At 60.0% G+C, this 17,681-nt stretch carries 15 protein-coding genes; 2 read left to right on the top strand and 13 right to left on the bottom strand.

Annotation, left to right across the window (positions count from 1 at the left end; translation table 11 throughout):
• Window positions 1-8: 8 nt before the first annotated feature.
• Window positions 9-1,331, top strand: coding sequence for an ammonium transporter (locus tag AC0N03_RS12170; protein WP_474289068.1), 1,323 nt, complete (start codon window positions 9-11; stop codon window positions 1,329-1,331).
• 258 nt (window positions 1,332-1,589) lie between these two features.
• On the top strand, window positions 1,590-2,864 hold the full coding sequence (locus AC0N03_RS12165; protein ID WP_474289142.1) for a chloride channel protein: 1,275 nt from the start codon (window positions 1,590-1,592) through the stop codon (window positions 2,862-2,864).
• A gap of 5 nt (window positions 2,865-2,869) precedes the next feature.
• On the opposite strand, the gene AC0N03_RS12160 is transcribed toward AC0N03_RS12165, so the two are convergent.
• The 13 genes from AC0N03_RS12160 to AC0N03_RS12100 form a co-directional block, all read right to left on the bottom strand.
• Window positions 2,870-3,565, bottom strand: coding sequence for a class II aldolase/adducin family protein (locus AC0N03_RS12160; protein ID WP_474289067.1), 696 nt, complete (start codon window positions 3,563-3,565; stop codon window positions 2,870-2,872).
• Window positions 3,566-3,584: 19 nt separating this feature from the next.
• Window positions 3,585-4,433, bottom strand: a complete 849-nt coding sequence (locus AC0N03_RS12155) for a TIGR01459 family HAD-type hydrolase (RefSeq protein WP_474289066.1) — start codon at window positions 4,431-4,433, stop codon at window positions 3,585-3,587.
• A gap of 1 nt (window position 4,434) precedes the next feature.
• Complete coding sequence (locus AC0N03_RS12150) at window positions 4,435-5,709, bottom strand: FGGY-family carbohydrate kinase (protein ID WP_474289065.1); 1,275 nt, start codon at window positions 5,707-5,709, stop codon at window positions 4,435-4,437.
• Entirely contained in the window at window positions 5,706-6,752 is a 1,047-nt protein-coding gene (locus AC0N03_RS12145; RefSeq protein WP_474289064.1) for a class II aldolase/adducin family protein, read from the bottom strand. The genes AC0N03_RS12150 and AC0N03_RS12145 overlap by 4 nt, the downstream gene beginning before the upstream one ends.
• Window positions 6,749-8,266 carry a glycerol-3-phosphate dehydrogenase gene (locus AC0N03_RS12140; RefSeq protein ID WP_474289063.1) on the bottom strand — a complete coding sequence of 506 codons (1,518 nt, stop codon included), beginning with the start codon at window positions 8,264-8,266 and terminating at the stop codon, window positions 6,749-6,751. Before AC0N03_RS12140 ends, AC0N03_RS12145 begins: the two co-directional genes overlap by 4 nt.
• A 33-nt stretch (window positions 8,267-8,299) precedes the next feature.
• Window positions 8,300-9,304: a 2-hydroxyacid dehydrogenase gene (locus AC0N03_RS12135; RefSeq protein WP_474289141.1), complete on the bottom strand. Its 1,005-nt coding sequence runs from the start codon at window positions 9,302-9,304 to the stop codon at window positions 8,300-8,302.
• Between the two features lie 32 nt (window positions 9,305-9,336).
• On the bottom strand, window positions 9,337-10,902 hold the full coding sequence (locus AC0N03_RS12130) for an FGGY family carbohydrate kinase (protein ID WP_474289062.1): 1,566 nt from the start codon (window positions 10,900-10,902) through the stop codon (window positions 9,337-9,339).
• Window positions 10,903-10,946: 44 nt separating this feature from the next.
• A complete protein-coding gene (locus AC0N03_RS12125; RefSeq protein ID WP_474289061.1) occupies window positions 10,947-12,071 on the bottom strand; it encodes an ABC transporter ATP-binding protein in 1,125 nt (374 codons plus the stop codon).
• A 7-nt stretch (window positions 12,072-12,078) separates the two neighbouring features.
• Entirely contained in the window at window positions 12,079-13,173 is a 1,095-nt protein-coding gene (locus AC0N03_RS12120) for an ABC transporter ATP-binding protein (protein WP_474289060.1), read from the bottom strand.
• A gap of 4 nt (window positions 13,174-13,177) precedes the next feature.
• Window positions 13,178-14,035, bottom strand: a complete 858-nt coding sequence (locus AC0N03_RS12115) for a carbohydrate ABC transporter permease (RefSeq protein ID WP_474289059.1) — start codon at window positions 14,033-14,035, stop codon at window positions 13,178-13,180.
• 10 nt (window positions 14,036-14,045) lie between these two features.
• Window positions 14,046-14,978 (bottom strand): carbohydrate ABC transporter permease, encoded by a 933-nt coding sequence (locus AC0N03_RS12110; RefSeq protein ID WP_474289057.1) that lies wholly within the window; start codon window positions 14,976-14,978, stop codon window positions 14,046-14,048.
• Window positions 14,979-15,169: 191 nt separating this feature from the next.
• On the bottom strand, window positions 15,170-16,612 hold the full coding sequence (locus tag AC0N03_RS12105) for an ABC transporter substrate-binding protein (RefSeq protein WP_474289056.1): 1,443 nt from the start codon (window positions 16,610-16,612) through the stop codon (window positions 15,170-15,172).
• Between the two features lie 67 nt (window positions 16,613-16,679).
• The gene (locus tag AC0N03_RS12100; protein ID WP_474289055.1) at window positions 16,680-17,639 is read right to left on the bottom strand and encodes a sugar-binding transcriptional regulator; all 960 of its coding nucleotides are present in this window, start codon (window positions 17,637-17,639) and stop codon (window positions 16,680-16,682) included.
• Window positions 17,640-17,681 lie beyond the last annotated feature (42 nt).

Raw genomic sequence — 17,681 nt, 5'->3', positions numbered from 1 at the left:
AAATTGTTATGAAACAAAAACAAAGCCTGCGGGCTTGCGCATGGGGCGTGATCGCCTTGCTTCCGGCCACGCCCGCCAGCGCCGCAGAAGCGGGTAAACTCGACGCCGCCGATACCGGCTTCATGATCATGGCGACGGCGCTCGTGCTGATGATGACGCTGCCGGGCCTCGCCCTGTTTTATTCCGGCATGGTGCGCAAGAAGAACATTCTCGCGACCATGGCCCAGAGTGCCGCCGCCACGGCTCTGGTGTCGCTTCTCTGGTTCGGAGCGGCCTACAGCCTCACCTTTTCGGGCAGCGGCGCATGGCTTGGCGATGTGAACCGCCTGTTTCTGAGCGGCATCGGCATGACGAGCGTCAGTTCGCTGGCCCCCACGATCCCTGAACTGCTGTTCATGGCCTATCAGATGACCTTTGCCGTCATCACCTGCGCGCTGGTCGGCGGCGCGGTCGCCGATCGGATGAAGTTCTCGTCTTTTCTGCTGTTTTCGGCTTTGTGGCTGTTCGTGGTCTATGTTCCGAGCGCGCACTGGATCTGGGGCGGTGGTTTTCTGGGTGCGATGGGCGTGATCGATTTTGCCGGGGGAACGGTTGTCCATATCAATGCGGGCGTGGCCGGTCTGGTTGCGGCGCTGGTGATGGGCGTGCGGCAGGGCTTCGGCAAGGAAAATCTGGCCCCGTTTGATCTCTCGCTGGCTGTCATCGGGACGGGGTTGCTCTGGGTCGGATGGTTTGGCTTCAACGGCGGTTCGGCGCTTGGTGTCGGGTCCCGCGCGGTCTTTGCCATTGTCGCCACGCATCTGGCGGCGTGTTCCGGCGCGGTGGTCTGGACCGTTCTGGAGTGGTGGGAGCGCGGCAAGCCCTCGGTTCTTGGCATCATATCTGGCGCGGTTGCCGGCCTTGGCACCATCACGCCGGCCTCGGGCTATGTGCTGCCCTGGCACGGGGTGGTGATCGGCCTGATTGCCGGTGCGGTCTGTTACTGGTTTTGTACTGTGCTCAAGCACCGGCTCCGATATGACGACTCGCTGGACGTCTTTGGCGTGCATGGCGTGGGCGGCATTCTGGGCACCATCCTTGCAGGTGTTTTTGCCACAGGCGCCGTGAGCGCCAGCGCCGACCAGCCGCAGGGTATATCGGGTGCCATAGAGGGCAACTGGCACCAGCTTGGCCTGCAGATTTTCGGTGTGGCCGTAGTGCTGGTCTGGTGTGTAATCGGAACCTTTGTCGTGCTGAAAATTGTCGATGCACTGACGGGTCTGCGTGTTTCGCCGGACGACGAGCGCGAGGGTCTCGACCTGTCGCAGCATGGCGAGTCAATGCATTCCTGAGTTAGCCTTGCGCACCGTGACGTCCGGGTTCTCTGCGGCGTCACGGCCGGGCTCGCGGCAATCGGCCTTCCATGTTCACAATTGCGTGAACGCGCGCGCTCTATTGGCAATTGATGCCTGAAACAGCGCCACGCGTTCGATTTAATTCCGCGGGCTGCTTGCACTTTGCCGTCAGCCCTTTATAGCTCCGTCAAATCTCATTTCTGGAGAAAATTCGTGGCGTCGAAGGCGGTTCGATATTTCGCTCATCTCTCCGGCATGTCGATGATCGTGCTCAAGCGCTGGCGTCGGCGCGCCCTGTTTGTTCTGGGCGGGCTGACAGTCGGCGGCGCTGCCATTGCCATGGCCTACCTTGCCGATCACGCCCAGACCACCTTTCATGAATTTTACGCCAAATATCCTTGGGCGGGCATTTCAGCAACGCCGTTCGGGTTCGCGCTGGCGATCTGGCTGACGCGCACATTCTTTCCCAATTCGCAGGGCAGCGGTATTCCGCAGGTGATCGCGGCCCGGATCATTCAGGACCGCGAGGCCCAGTCGGCGCTGGTCTCGCTGCGCATTGCCGTGGGCAAGATCATTGTCATGTCGCTCGGCCTCTTGTTTGGCGCTTCCACAGGCCGCGAGGGCCCCACGGTGCAGGTTGGCGCCTCCATCATGTATGTGCTGCGCAAAATCGCGCCCTCGCGCGAGCCCGGATTGCTGCTGGCGGGCGCGGCTGCGGGTGTCGCCGCGGCGTTCAACACGCCGCTGGCCGGGATTGTTTTCGGCATCGAGGAAATGAGCCGTTCATTCGAGACGCGTACCAGCGGTCTTGTCATCACAACGGTCATCATGGCCGGTTTGACGTCGATGGCGCTTGTCGGCGATTATTCTTATTTCGGCACCACTCCGGATGTTCTCAATCTGGGCCGCGCATGGATGGTCGTTCCGATCTGCGCCGTGCTCGGCGGTGCGGCGGGAGGGGTCTTCAGCCGTATTTTGCTGTTCGTGTCGCGCGGTGTGCCGGGCAAGGCCGGAGTCTGGATCAAAGCCAATCCGGTTCTTTTCGCCTTTGCCTGCGGCGCTGGCGTATCGATCTGCGGCATTTTCGGCCATGGGACGGTTTTCGGTACGGGATACGAGGAGGCCCGCCACATCATTCATGGCACCGGCCCGGCCAATCTGCTTTTCGGCCCGCTGAAATTTGTCGCCACCGTCTTTTCGGCTTTGAGCGGCATTCCGGGCGGGCTCTTCGCGCCCTCGCTCGCTATCGGCGCGGGCATAGGCTCAGACCTTTCGCTGGTGTTTCACTCGGTGCCGCTGGGTGCATTGGCCCTGATCGGCATGGTGTCCTATCTGACCGGCGTCGTGCAGGCGCCCATCACCTCATTCGTCATCGTGCTGGAAATGACCAATGATCACGCCATGGCCATACCGCTGATGGCTGCAGCGCTGATCGCAAACTGGACATCGAAGTTCATCCAGCCGGAGGGCATATATCATGCGCTGGCGCAGGCTTATCTGCCGGAGAGCCTGCGTCAGCAGCATCACTGACTGGTTCAGGATGCGTCGGCCCATATGCCGTAGCCGTCCTTCATGCGCTGACGCACACGCTCGATCTCGTCATCGGGCAGAATGACGGGTTCACCCACCTGCAGGGCGAGATAATATTGCTTGGCCAGTGTTTCCAGTTCGACGGCCAGCCACATCGCTTTGTTCAGATCCGGCCCGCAGGCGATCATGCCATGTGTGCCCATCAGGCAGCCTGATCGGTTTTCCAGCGCCCTGACCACGAGATCCGACAATTCTTTGGAGCCGAAAATCGCATAGTCGGTGCAGCGGATTGTCGGACCGCCGAAAGCCGCGATCATGTAATGGCAGGCGGGGATGTCCTTGCGCAGCATCGAGAGAACCGTGGCATAGGTGGCGTGCACATGGACAATGGCCCCCACGTCGGGGCGGGCCTTGTAAATGTCATAATGGAAACGCCATTCCGTCGAGGGGCGGAATGGCCCGGCAAAGGTGCCATAAGGCGCGTCAAACGGCAGCAGGGCCAGATCTTCGGGCTTCATGCCGTCATAGGGCCGGGCCGAGGGCGTAATCAGCACACCTTCCGGGGTGCGCACACTGACATTTCCCGAAGTGCCCTGATTGAGCCCGCTCGCATTCATTTCGATGCAGGCGTCAATGATGGACTGGCGTCTGGCAATATCGCCGGGGCTTAATGTTTGGGCCGGAGGCACCGGGTTGGTCATCGTCTGAAATCCTTATCATTCACCAGTGAAAATGTTCGAGGAGAAAGTCGGGGCTGGCCTGCTCATGAGCGAATATCCGCGCCAGTTCTTCTGCAGGCGCGGCGGCGAGCACGCCCGTGCGCACCAGAGCGCTGGCAATGCCGAATGCCCGCGCGCCTCTGATATCATGTTCGACACTGTCGCCCACGGCGATAATCCGGCTCTTGTCGATGCCGGCGCACAAGCTGGCAGCCTGATTGTAAATGGCTTCATACGGCTTGCCGATGAATGATACAGGCCCGCCCAGATTCTGGTAGATTTCAGCAATGGCACCCGGCGCGAATTGCAGGGTTCCGCCGGACAGCATCCATTTATCGGGGTTGGCGCAAAGGGCCGGAACCGCCTTTTTTGCAGCCGGACCGAGCAGGGCTTCATAATCGTCTTTCGATTTGCGCGGAGCGTCGCTGCCCATAATCAGGAGAAAATCAGCATCTTCCGGCCCATTCACAAAGTTCAGCGCGAGGTCTTCAAGACCGTAATCGTCGCCTGTGCGTCCGATTATGCACGCGCGGTTCTGACGCACGAATGGGGCGCCAAAGCGCCCCGAACGAATGCCCTGCCAGGCGACTTCGCCAGAGCTGACAACGCCGCTGATGGTGTGCGCGGGAAGGCCGATCTCCACCAGACGCTGAAAATTGGGTTGCGCTCTCTTGCCGGAATTCGTCAGGACGATCAGAACCTTGCCCTCGGCATGCAGATGTTCGAGCGCATCCACGACGCCCTCATAAGGCTTGCGGCCATCATGCAGGACACCAAACTGATCAAGGAAACAGGCGTCAAATTGCGAGATGATCTCGCCAAGTCCCTTTATGGAGCGCGGATATGTCATCTCAGTGCCCTGTCACGCCGCGCCAGGCCAGCCGCGCTGCGCCAGCTGCAGCGTCCTCGCTGGCGGGTTTGCGCATGGCGACGCCCAGCATCCGGGCTCGGATGCTTGTCCACGAGAGGTTTTTCGCGCCACCGCCCACTGTATATATTTCGGCAAGTTCCGGTCCGCCAAGTTCGCTCATGCGCCTGTAGGCCAGTGCTTCGACATTGGCGATGCCCTCCAGCAATGCCTGCAGGAAGACAGCGTCACTCTCCGGCCGCGGCGTAACGCGCGATATCAAATGCGGATCATAGACCGGAAAACGTTCGCCGGTTCCCGCAAGCGGATAAAAATCAAGACCGGTGGCTGTTTCGATATCCATCTGCGGCTCAAGCCGGGCCATCTGTTCGGAAGAAAAGAATTTGAGCAGCGCCGCGCCGCCGCTGTTGGAAGCGCCGCCCGGCAGCCACATGTCGCCGATGCGATGGCTGTAAATGCCATATTGCGGCGCGAAGACGGGAACATCCGACAGCAGTTTGATCACCAGCGTCGTGCCAAGCGAGGTGACCCCGGCACCAATTTTATCCGCGCCGGTGGCCAGAAATGCGGCGCAGCCATCCGTTGTGCCGGTAACAACCTGCGTTTGCGGGCCAAAGCCAAAACGCGCCTGCATCGGCTTCGACACCTGACCAATCGCCAGACCGACCGGCCTGACCTGCGGCAGCAGACGCATATCGATATTCATTGCGTCCAGCCATTGCGGCCAGCGGCGCGCAACCGGATCATAACCGGTCTTCAGCGCATTATTTTCGTCGCTGACGCCAAATTCACCGGTGAACTGCCCGGAAATCCAATCGGCCTGATGAAGAATATGGGCAATCCCAGCGATATTGCGGAAAGCCAGCGCGCGGCCCAGCGGCGAGGTCGCGCCATGTGCGGCGGTCTCGGGCGGCGCGATTTCGGCGATCCGCAGGGCCGCATCCCGCGCCGAATTGTCGTTATACATCGAAGCCGGCGCGAGGGGTTGCCCCGAGCGCGAAACCGGCAGAATTGTGCCGGACGTGCCGTCAACGCTCAGCGCGGCAATACGGGTGAAATTAAAGCGATGGCGCAGTTCATCGAGCACTGTGCATAAAGCATCCCACCAAATAGCCGGATCTTGTGTGATCCGCCCGCCACCCTGCAGCGGCGCGGGCATGGCGGCGCTTGCATGGGCCAGCACATGATGCGCTGCGTCTGTGAGCGTGGCGCGTACGCCCGACGTGCCGATATCGATGCCCAGCGCTGCGTCGCTCATGGAGTGGCGGCCACATTCAGCGTCTGGCGATATTTCTCGGCCTCCCAATGGGTGAGTTCATAATCCTGTGCATCGGTCAGGCGTGTCAGTTCTGCTTCCGCCGGGACGCGGGCCAGCACGTCGGACAGACACTTGACCATGGCATCTGCGGCAGCAGGTGCGTCGCGCAGGATGACGACACCTTCGGGCAGAACGATCAAGGGCAGCAGCTTGTCTTCGCCCGCTATTGCTTTGGGTGCGCTGGCGATGCTCTGCGCGCAGATGACACCGGGCCCGAGAAAAATGACATGATCGGGATAAAGCGAGCCGCCACAGGCAAAACGGCGTGAAACAGCATCCAGCGCCAGCGCGTGCGTATCCTCGCTCGCGGGCAGGCGATAGGCCGTCCCGGCGACAAGCTTTTCCAGCTTTGCGATGTCAACCGCCGGAGCGGGGCGGGCAGGGGCCGCCAGCGCGGCGCAAACACGCGCCATGCGCGCCTCGACCTCGGCCACCGAATTGCCCGCCACCACAAGCCCGTGGTTTTGCAGGACATAAACATTTGTATCCGGCTTCTGCCGTTCCTCGATGGCGCGGAACAGCGGCAGGCCGGGGCGGCGGTACGGCACGAAAACCCAGTGAATGTCGGCGTCCGGCTCCAGCCGTTCGCCGATCCTGCTTTCTGCGTCGGTGCGTATGGCAAGCGCTATCGTATCGACGCAATGCACATGCGCAACCACGGGCCAGGGAATGCCCGCATGGACGCTGGTTTCGATGGATGGGCGCAAGCCGCCGGAATTGCGGCTCTGATCAACAAATTCGACGGCGGTTTCTGCTGCCGGCTCATTGGCCGCCAGCGCGCGCAATAAGGCCGCCTGATGCACCGGTACGAAAATATCCCGCTCCAGCGCCTGAGAGAGCCACGTGCCGGACGCCTTGATCCATAACAGGCCTTCCTGCTTGAGCGACGTGTTGCCGCCCGCCGCTTGCGTGCGCCGCGCATCGGCCCCGATTTTTGCCGAGAAGACGCGCAGTTCCTGCAATTTGCTATCCATAGCGCTCATAAGGCCGCGCTCCCGGACTGCGCGGCAAACCAGCGCGCAAATGCGTCGCGTTCCGCCGCAGTCAGGTGCAGGCCGTGTTTGGTGCGCCGGTCGAGAATATCTTCAGCGGTCTGCGCCCATTCCTCGTCTTTCAGGAAGCGCGCCTCGCGCTCGTACAGCGTACCGCCAAAATGCTGGCCGAGATCAGCGATGGTTTTCGCCTCGCCCAGCAGTGCGAAGGCTCGGGTGCCGTAGCGGCGGGCGTATTCATAGCTCGCCAAGGTCGGCAGAAAGACGTAGCGGCTACGCAGATCAGCCAGCATGGTGTCGAAATCCGCATTCGGCATATCGCCGCCGGGCATCGGGGCCGATTGCGTCCAGCCCGAACCCATGCTCGGGAAAAAAGGCTTCAGCTTTTCCAGCGCGTGCTCGGCGAGCTTGCGATAGGTGGTGATCTTGCCGCCGAACACAGAGAGGATAGGCGCCAGACCCTCGGGCGCATCCACGTTAAAAATGTAATCGCGCGTGACGGCGCTCGGGTTTTCGGCCTTGTCGTCATAAAGCGGCCGAACACCGGAGTATGCATGCAAAACATCATCAGGTCTGAGCTGCGCCTCGAAATAGCGGTTGACGACGCCGATCAGGTATTCCACTTCGTCGGGTGCAATTTTTACATCCTCGGCCTTGCCGTCGAATGGGATGTCAGTCGTGCCGATGAGGCACAGATCGCCCTCGTAAGGATTGACAAAAATGACGCGGTTGTCGGTGTTCTGCAGCAGATAGGCCTGCTCGCCCTCCCAGAATTTCTTAGTGATGATATGGCTGCCCTTGACCAGCCGGACATGGTTTTGCGCGTTGCTGCCCGTGCTGCGCAGCACATTTTCCACCCAGGGGCCGGCGGCGTTGACGATGACCTTGCCCCGGGCATTGATCGTTGTGCCGGTGTTGCTGTCGAGCAATTCGACATTCCATGTCAGTCCGTCGCGCCGCGCTTTGACCAGCGGCGTGCGCACCAGCACTTTTGCTCCGCGCTTCTGCGCGTCCAGCGCATTGAGTACCACGAGCCGCGCGTCGTCCACCCAGCAATCTGAATATTCGAATGCCTTGCGATAGGTCTTGCGTATGGGTTTTCCCTCTGGCGCAATGCGCAGATCAAGCGCGCGCGTGGGCGGCAGCTTCTTGCGTCCGCCGAGGTGATCATAGAGAAAGAGGCCGATCCGCACCATCCATGCCGGACGCTGTTCCGGGCTGTGCGGCAGCACGAAGCGCATGGGCCAGATGATATGCGGTGCGGCATTAAGCAGAATTTCGCGCTCGATCAGCGCCTCGCGCACCAGACGGAACTCATAATATTCCAGATAGCGCAGGCCGCCGTGAACCAGTTTGCCAGAGCGGGATGATGTGCCTTGCGCCAGATCGTCCTTCTCGACCATCAAGACCTTGAGGCCGCGCCCGGCGGCATCACGGGCGATACCAGCGCCGTTCACGCCGCCGCCAATGACAATGAGATCGTATAAAACAGGATCCTGAACCATCTTATTCTGCTTTTCTCAAAATGAAATATATCGTCAACACGGATTTGCGGGCGCTTCGCCGGCAATATAACGGCGAACCTCCTCGGCCGCGCCGCCTGCCGCATACTTGACGGTCTTGACCGACGCCCCGGCTATGTGGGGCGTCAGCGTGACGTTGTCGAGCTGGAGCAGTTCCCAATCCGGCGGGACAGGTTCGATTCCGAAGGTCTCGATAGCGGCGCCGCGCAGATGCCGGCTCTTCAGCGCCCCCGTCAAGGCCGGATAATCGACCATTGGTCCGCGTGCCGTATTGACGAAATAGGCGCCGCGCTTCATCGCTGCAAACTGCGGCGCGCCGATAAAGCCCCGCGTTTCGTCGGTGACACGCGCATGCAGGGTGACGACATCCGATTCTTTCAGGATGCGCTCCATCGAGACATGCTGCACGCCGTCATTGATATCCTCGACCGACAATTGCACATAAGGATCATGCACAAGGATCTTGCAGCCAAAGGCTTTGAGAATGCGCACGACCTTTGTGCCGACATGGCCATAGCCGATGACGCCAACCGTCATTTCTGAAAGTTCCTCGCCGGTGAGATCGGCGCGGTAGAGATCGCCGCGCCATTCGCCGCGGCGCAGGGATTCATGTCCGCGCGTGATCAGCCGCGTCTCGGCCAGAATGGCGCCGATGGTGAATTCGGCAACCGCGCTGGCGTTGCGGCCGGGTGTATTGACCACCAGTATGTTGCGCTCGCGCGCCGCCTTCATGTCGATATTGACCGGCCCGCCGCGCGAGACCGCAATCATTTTCAGTTTCGGCAGACGATCCATTATCGAGGCGGAGAAAGGCGCGAGCTGCGTGACCACAATCTCGGCATCTTCGGCCATGGCGACAATTTCGTCGGCAGTGCCCTGATATTCCTTCAGGCCATCCGTGCCCGCTTCGGCATAGCCATGCTGCATCGGTTCATCCGGCCATGGCATCTCGAAGGATTTGATCGAGACGGCATCGCCGCATCTTTCGCGGATAGCCGCCTCGAACATCGACGGCAGCATGAACCGGTCGCCGATGATGGCAATGGATCTGGTCAAGCGAAAAACTCCTGTCTGATATGCGCAAGATGCGTCCAGACGGGCGGCATCAGGTCGCGTATAGCCCGATAGGCTGAATAAAGTTCGTCATATTGACGGATCAGGCCCGCATCCGGCCGTGTTACCGCGCCCAGAACAGGGTTGATCCAGTCGCGTGAGCACGACGGCGTATCTGCAAACATGCCAATGTTGATCGCCGCCATCATGGCCGCCCCGGCGGCGCCCATTTCCTCGCGGTTGACCGTCCGGACATTGGCGTTGAGCGTTGAAGCCAGAATGGTGCGAATGGCCTTCGAGCGGGCCGCGCCGCCACCCAGACGAACCTCCTGAGGCGTGGAGCCGGAGGCTGTGTAGCAATCACGCGAGGCCAGCGCCAGCCCTTCGAAGACTGCCCGCATCATCGCGCTATATGTGGTTTTGGTCGACAGGCCGGTAAATTGCGCGCGTGCGTTGGTGTTGAGGAAGGGCCCGCGCTCTCCGGCCTCAAATATATAGGGGTGATAGATCAGACTATCCGAACGGGCCGCAAGAACCCGTTCATCCATTCCATTGAGAAAGTCAGCCTTAGTAACTGAATGACCTGAGATTTCTGCCGCTTCACGCCCGACATTGATCAGCCAGTCTATATTGAGTGTAGCGGCCATGTTGGATTGGAGCGCGGCTGCTGCTCGGTTCATCGGGAAGCACATTGTATAGCCGGAGCGTGTTTCATTGAGCCGCACGTCCGCCGGGCTGGGTGCCAGACGCATATGCATGCCGGTGGTGCCGAATATGGAGAGACCCACGTCGTTTTCCGCATCATAGAGGCCGCCGCCAAGCGCCGTGCACATGACATCAAGATAGGCGAGCACTACCGGCAACCCCTCCGGCAGGCCGGTGATCGAGGCGGCGGCGCCGCTCAGAGGATGTGAAACCTCAAGCCCGTCGGTGATGGGCGGCAGCAGGCGGGTGCAATCGGCAATGCCCATCCCTTCCAGAATGGACGGCTCGTATTGGCGGGTACGGAAATTGCCGAAGGTGAAGCTTGCTTCGGAAGGGTCGGTGACGCGCTCGCCGGTCAGTTTGTAATAGAGCCAGTCCTTGCAGTGAAAGGCGGTCGTAGCGCGTTCCAGCCGCTCGGGCTGGTGCTGCTTCAGCCAGGCAAGCTGGCCCGAGGCCATGCAGGCGTTGAGGCCGGAACCGGTCTTGGCATAATGATCGGCATAGGCGGGCTTCTGCATATAATCGGCCACGAACGCGGCGGCGCGTGAGTCGAGCCACAGCAGGCCGCCGCCGACAGGTTCGCCCTGCTTGTCGATGAGCCAGGTGCCATCGCCCTGTCCCGTCACTGCGATTGCGGCAAGGCGGGCGTTGAGGTTTGGCACGAGATCATGCAGTTCGCGCAGCGTGCTGGCGCAATCGACCCATGTGCGCAGCATATCCTGCTCGACCTGGCCGGGGCCGGGTGTGTCATAGGTATTAGGTCGCGCCGCAATGGCGATCTGTTCGCCCTGCGCGGTGAAAACCACGGCTTTGATGACCGATGTTCCGGCATCGATTCCGATGAGAAGATCACGGCTCATGTCTCTCTTCTGCTCCCGTTGTATATGACATCCCGGTTCATGCCTCAGGCGGCCTCCGGCCCATGCGATAGCGCCTTGCCGCTGTCCGCATCAAAAACATGCAGATTGGACGCGTTGATCGAATAGCCGATCTTGTCGCCCGCCCGCGCAGCGATAGGCGCATGGGAGACGGCAACCAGCAGCTTACCGGCAACGCTGAGGGCAATATGGCTCTGATCGCCGAGCCATTGATTGGAAACGACATTGGCCGCAAGCATATCTGCTCCGAGCTTCACCGAATGCGGGCGCACGCCAACAACCACTTTCTTGCGCGTTCCGATGGCCTGCCTGACCGAATTGGAAATTTCATTGGCGCCAAATCGAAGCGCCGGGCCATTTACGAACTGGAAGGTGACGCCCTCGCTCATGCTGACTTCCGCATCAAAGACGTTCATGGGCGGTTCGCCGATGAATGTCGCCACAAACAGGTTGGCGGGCCGGTCTTTCAGTTCCTTCTGGCTGGCGAATTGCTGCAGAACGCCGCCTTCCATCACGGCGATGCGATCCGCCAGAGCATTGGCCTCGGTCTGATCATGCGTGACGAAGATCGAGGTCATCTGCCGTTCCACGAGCATGTTCTTGAGACGTCCGCGCAGCACGGCGCGCAATTGCGGCTCAAGCTGGCCCATCGGTTCGTCGAGAAGATAGAGGTCGGCGCGGCGCACAAGCGCGCGGGCAAGGCTCGCCCGCTGCTGCTGGCCGCCGGATATCGACGAGGGATAGCGATCGAGGATCGATTCAATTTCCACCATGGCGGCGACCTCGTTGACCGCGCGATCGATTTCGCCTGTCTGCATGCTCGAACTTTTCAGGGCAAAAGCGATGTTGTCGCGCACTGTCAGCGGAGGATAAAGCGAATAGCCCTCGAAGGCCATGGCGACATTGCGTCTGGCCGGCGGCAGATGTTCAATACGCCGCCCGGCAAGCGATATCGAGCCATTGGTGACTTCCTCAAAACCGGCGATCATGCGCAGGGTCGAAGTCTTGCCGCAGCCCGAAGATCCGAGAAGCGCGATAATCTCACCCTTCTGGACATGCATATTCAAAGCCTTGACCGCATAAACCGGCGATTTGGTACGTCGCAGATAGATCTTGTCGACGGAGTCTAGAATAAGCGCGGAATCTGACATGGCGGCCTCAGGATTGGTGTGCGACGATGCGGCGGCCGTTGTCGGCCTCGAAGAGCAGCAGGGCATTGGGCTCAAAGCGGGCATGGGCCGGGCCGTGACGGCGCGTTCCTTCCTCGTTGCCCGGCTCCGCGGCCAGCAATTCCTTGCCATCTTGCGTGCGCAGCAACAGCACCGCCTTTTCGTTGAGCGGCGTCACGGCGACGATCTCAACCGGAAATCCGCCATCGGTGGGATGATCCTCAACCGTTATGGCCTCAGGGCGGATGCCGATCGAGCATTTCTGTCCGGCAATATGGCTGTAACCCGCTGGCAGCGGAATATGGCCGCCGCCGAAGGCAAAGACGAGCCTGCCATTCTGCAACTGTGGCGTGGCCTCGACCACGTTCAGCGTTGGATCGCCGAAAAGGCGCGCGACGCCGAGAGTCGCCGGTTCGAGATAGATCTGCGCCGGTGTCGCTGTCTGAACGAATTGTCCGTCGAGCAGAACGGCGATCCTGTCTCCCAGAGCCATGGCTTCCTTGTAGTCCTGCGTCACATAGAGCACGGTCGAGCCAGCGGCCTTGAGCAGTGTCGGCAGCTCGAGGCGCATCTCATAGCGCAGCTTGGCGTCGACATTGCGCAGCGGGTCGTCGAGAAGCAGAATGCGCGGGTCGCCCACAAGGGCGCGGGCCAGCGCCGTACGCTGTTTCTGGCCGTTGGAGAGCTCGCGCGGCGCTTGTTGCAGCACATGGCTGATCTTGAGAAGCTTGGCGGTGCGTTCCACCCGTTCCTTGATCTGATCCGCCGTGAAGGTCTTGGCGGTGAGAGCGCTGGCGATGTTGTCATAGGCGCTCATATGCGGAAACAGGGCGAAATTCTGGAACGCCATGCCGATGCCGCGCGTCTCGGGCGCAGCCTCGGTGACGTCCTTGCCCATGAGGCGCACCGTTCCGGCCTCCGGTTCTTCCATGCCGACGATGATGCGCAGCAGAACGGTCTTGCCGGTGCCGGACGGACCGAAAATAACGACGATCTCGCCGGTCTCGGCTTCGAGCGAGACGCCCTTCAGCACGGCGTCGTTTTTAAATGTCTTATGAATCTGTTCGATGGAAATCTGGGACATGATCTTAGCCTTTGACTGCGCCAAGAGACAGCCCTTCGACCAGATAGCGCTGGGCATAAAGAGCGATGGCGAGTGTCGGTGTGATAGACAGCACGATTGCCGCCGCAATCTGCCCGTACTGGATGCCGGAGGCTGTGACGAAGGCGAGCGCACCCACCGTTACCGGCTGCTTTTCGGCCGAAGCCAGAACCAGTGCGAAGACGAAATTGTTCCAGCAGAAGATGAAGGCGAGCAGACCCGCCGCAGCAATGCCGGGGCCGGCAAGCGGCACGGCGATGCGCGTGAACGTGCGCCACCAGCTATGTCCGGCGATGCGGTAGGCGGATTCGATATCGGGCGAAATATCCTCGAAATAGCCGCGCACGATCCAGAGGATCAGGGGCAGGGCAATGAGCTGATAAACCCAGATCAGGCCGACATAGGTGTCGGTGAGGCCGATCTGCTGATAATAGAGCGTCAGCGGCAGCAGCACGAGCAATGGCGGCGCAAAGCGGAATGAGAGCAGCGTGAAGGCAATGTCCTCGCTCAGCGGGAATTTGAACCGGGCGAAGGCATAGGCCGCCGGTACGCCGAGGATCAGGGCCACGATCACCGAAACGCTGGAGAGCAGAACGCTGTTCCAGAGATTGTGCATGAAGGCTATGTCCAGCGTGCCGGCGTTGGAAACCAGCTTGCCGGTAATGAGGGCCTGATAATTGGACAGCGTCGGCGTGAAGAAGAGGCTCGGCGGGATGCGCAGAATATCCTCGTTCGTCTGAAACGACATCAGGAAAATCCAGAATATCGGGAACAGAAAAAACACCATGATAGCGGTGAGCAGCAGCCCACGGATAAGTCTCTCGAAGCGGGATGTATGTTCCATCGGGCGATCCTCAGGCCTGACCGCGTGCGCGCTCGCGCAGCTTGAGATGTTGTTTCACGAAGACATTCGACAAAGCGTAGGTGATCGCCCACAGGATCACGAGCAGCGCCGCGGATTTCGCCACATTGGTATATTGGTAGAATTCGAGATAGGAGCGCACCTGGAACACCAGCAATGTATTGCCCGGGCCACCCTGCGTCATCGAATAGATGATGTCGAACTGCTGAATGGCGTCCAGCAGGCGAAACAACGTCGCCGTCATCAGATAGGGCAGCAGCATCGGCAGCGTGATGCGGAAGAAAACGAAATGGCGCGGCACGCCGTCCAGCGCCGCAGCCTCGAACGGTTGCTTGGGCAGAGAGCGCAGGCCAGCGAGCAGCAGGATCATGATGAAGGGCGTGTAAACCCAGACATCGACAAGAATGACGGTGAACAGCGCCGAGCTTGGCGCCGAAGCCCATTTGAAATCATGCACGCCCATGGATTGCAGCAGATAGGACAAGATGCCGAAATTGGGGTTCGTCATCAGCTTCCACATGAGGGCCGCGAGTGCTGGCGCAGTCATCAGCGGCAGCAGCAGCAGGATCGACAGCATATTGTTGATCCGCCCCTGCTTCTGCAGAAGTAGGGCGATGATCAGACCAAGAACCACTTCCACGCCGACGCTGAGGCCGGTGTAGAGCAGCGAAACGCGCACCGTATTCCAGAATTCGGGGTCGTAAATCAGACTCTTGTAATTATCGAACCAGATAAACCCCTTCATGAAAGGCAGGTTGAGCCTGTAGCGCAGCAACGAATAATAGACGGCGGTGACGAATGGCACCAAGATCCCGATACAGACCAGCAGCGCCGGCAAGCTCAAGATATAGGGCAGAATTTTCGTCTTGCGGCGGCGTTGCACCGGCGGGCCGGATATAGCGGGTTGCGAGGCAAGATGGGTCATGGGTTTCGGGCTCTCAGAACGGGCTCTGAACTCTGTGACTGTCAGACAATGCGCAAAACAGGGGCGGTTCAAGCAATATAAAAGCTGCGGCATTCTACTCGCGAGCAGGCCGGACGTCTTTAAATTTCAGGAAGGTGCGGCGCGCGCAGGAGATTGAACGCGCGCGCCGACTTTGTCAGTCTGGCCAGCGACTAGCCGAGACCGGCATCCTTGAGCTGCTTGTCGATCGAGGCGGCGAGCTTGTCGAGAGCCTCGTCAACCGGCACTTCCTTGGCCACCATCTTCTGCAATGTCTCGGCCCATTCGGTCGTGACGTCGAAGAACAGGGGTTGCGGGGTGAAATAGATCTTCGCGCCGGGTGAAGATGCGGCGAGCTGATCGATATAGCCCGGATAGGACTTGTTCAGGCGGGTTTTGAACGTGTCGTCCCCGGCAACCGAAGCGCGCACAGGATTGACGAAATCCATCTTGGTTGCGCCGAACATGTCGTGCTCGGTGGAGCTTGCCCACTGCATGAAATACCATGCGGCGTCCTTTTGCTTGCCGAAAGCGTTCATGGCCAGCGACCAGATCCAGACGTTCGGGGTCGGTGCCTTGGCTTCCGGGTTCGGAGCAAAGGCGTGGAACCCGAGATGGCCGGCTTCCTTGTTGCTGCCGCCATTCATGAAATAGCCGAGAATGTCGGCGTCGAAGATGGTGGCCGAAGCGCCCGCACCCAGATCCGTGCCAACCTGATACCAGGTATAGGTTGACCAGTTCTTCGGGCCGGAATTCTGCACCATTTCCACGAACATCTTGTGGTAGGCCTTCGACTGGGCCGTGTTCATTGCAGCCTTGAGCTTGCCGTCGGCGCCGACCGTGAGGTCCTTCTGGCCATAGTTGGCATAGCCCGAAAGGAAGCCGGGATGGATGGTTGCCCAGGACCGTGAACCGCGCACGCCGATGCCATACGGACCGCCGAGATCCTTGGTCAGCTTGGCTGCCTTCTCGATAAGGTCGGGCATGTTCTTCGGCGGCTCAAGCTTGACCTTGTCATACATGGTGCGGTTGTAGGTGATGGAATTCAGCTCATAACCCCACGGAATGCACCATTGCTTGGCGTCCGCCGAGCCCAGAGCGCCGCCCGGGACGCCGTTCCATGCGGTGGAAGCGCGCAGACCCGGCAGGAAATCTTCCCAGTTATATTTGGGATTGGTCTTGGTCGGGTCGTTGATATAGGGCTTGAGGTCTTCCACCCAGCCGGCCGGGCCATAGGTCCAGGTCATGTAGGCGCCGGTCATGAAGGCGTCGTACTGGCTCGATTTCGAGGACAGGGCGGCGGTCACCTTGTCGAAATAGACGTCTTCGGGGAAAATGTCGTAGGTGACCTCAATGCCGGTCAGCGCCTTGAAATTGGCGAGGTCGGCGATCATGGCGTCGGCATAGGGATGCTTGTTCAGCAGCAGATGGATTTTGTTGCCGTTGAACTTTTTCCAGTCGAAATCGGCGGCGAGGGCGCTGGTGCCTGCGGCGTTGAGCATGAAATTGGCGGTTGCCGCCGTGATGCCGAGCTTGCCGGCACCGTGCATGAGTTCGCGGCGGCTGATATTGCCCGCCTTGAACTGCTCGAAAAAGCCTTTTGCTTTATCTGACATGATGTTCTCCTTGGAGTGCTTCTTGTTAGTATTCTTTTTATTGGGTCCGGATTCTGTTGCCCGGATTTTAAGCTGTCAGCGAACGCGCCGACCGCTCGTCGATGATGATGCCGTAGAGCAGCCCGCTTGCGAGAACGGCCTTGATGGCATCGATTTTTGACCGACCACCGGCCAGTGCGATGGTCTTTTGCCTGCCGATGTCCTCGACATCCATTGTCAGCGTGCGCGCGGAAATATCGGTCTCAATGACTTTTCCGGTGACACCAAAAATATGACCAAGGACTTCGCCGACCCCGCCGGCCTTGCGGGCGTCGTCAAATTCCTGACGTGCGATCATGCCGGTGGAGAGGGTGGAGGCATCCGCTTCCATGGTGCCGATGCCCACGACGCGCAGTGTGGCCGAAATGCCCATCGACATGACGTTTGGCACACCGCGTTGATTGAGAAATACGGCCCGGTCTTCCACTGTATTGGCGTAGAAGGGCAGGGGCAGAACATAGGTTTCCGCGCCGGTGCGCTCGGCAAGGCGGTGGATGACATCGAAAGGCGTAGCTGCAAAACGTTGGGTCAGGCCGCCCATGAGGGACACCAGCTTGACGTCGCGCACATTCAGCTTGGGCAGAAGCCGCACCGCCGCCGCCAGCGTGCGGCCATGGCCAAAGCCGATGACCTTGTCTTCGCCGCTTTCAAAAGCTGTTTTGAGGAAGCGCGCTCCGGCAATGCCAAGCGCCTGAAGGGGCAGCGGCTCGTCGTCGAGATCTGGGCAGACCTCACAGAATTTCAATCCGTAACGCGCCCGGAGCTTGTCTTCGAGATCAAGGCATTCCGAAATTTCGCCATCGATCGAGAAACGCACAAGGCCGTCTTCCTTAGCCTTGGCGATGAGCCGGTGTGCCTTCAGGCTGGGAATGCCCAGACGTTTGGCCACCTCGCCCTGCGTGAGGCCGCCGCCGAAATGCAGCCAGGCTGCACGCACGCACAGATCGTAATCCTCGGCATTCGGGGCTTTTGGCGGTTTCGTCAGCATGGCGTTTCCGAAAAATTTTTCTTATATTGAAATTTGTTTCAT

The sequence above is a fragment of the Methylocystis sp. sgz306128 genome, assembly GCF_056032725.1.
Note: the sequence above shows the minus strand (reverse complement) of the source record. Positions and strands in the feature narration are given on the sequence as shown.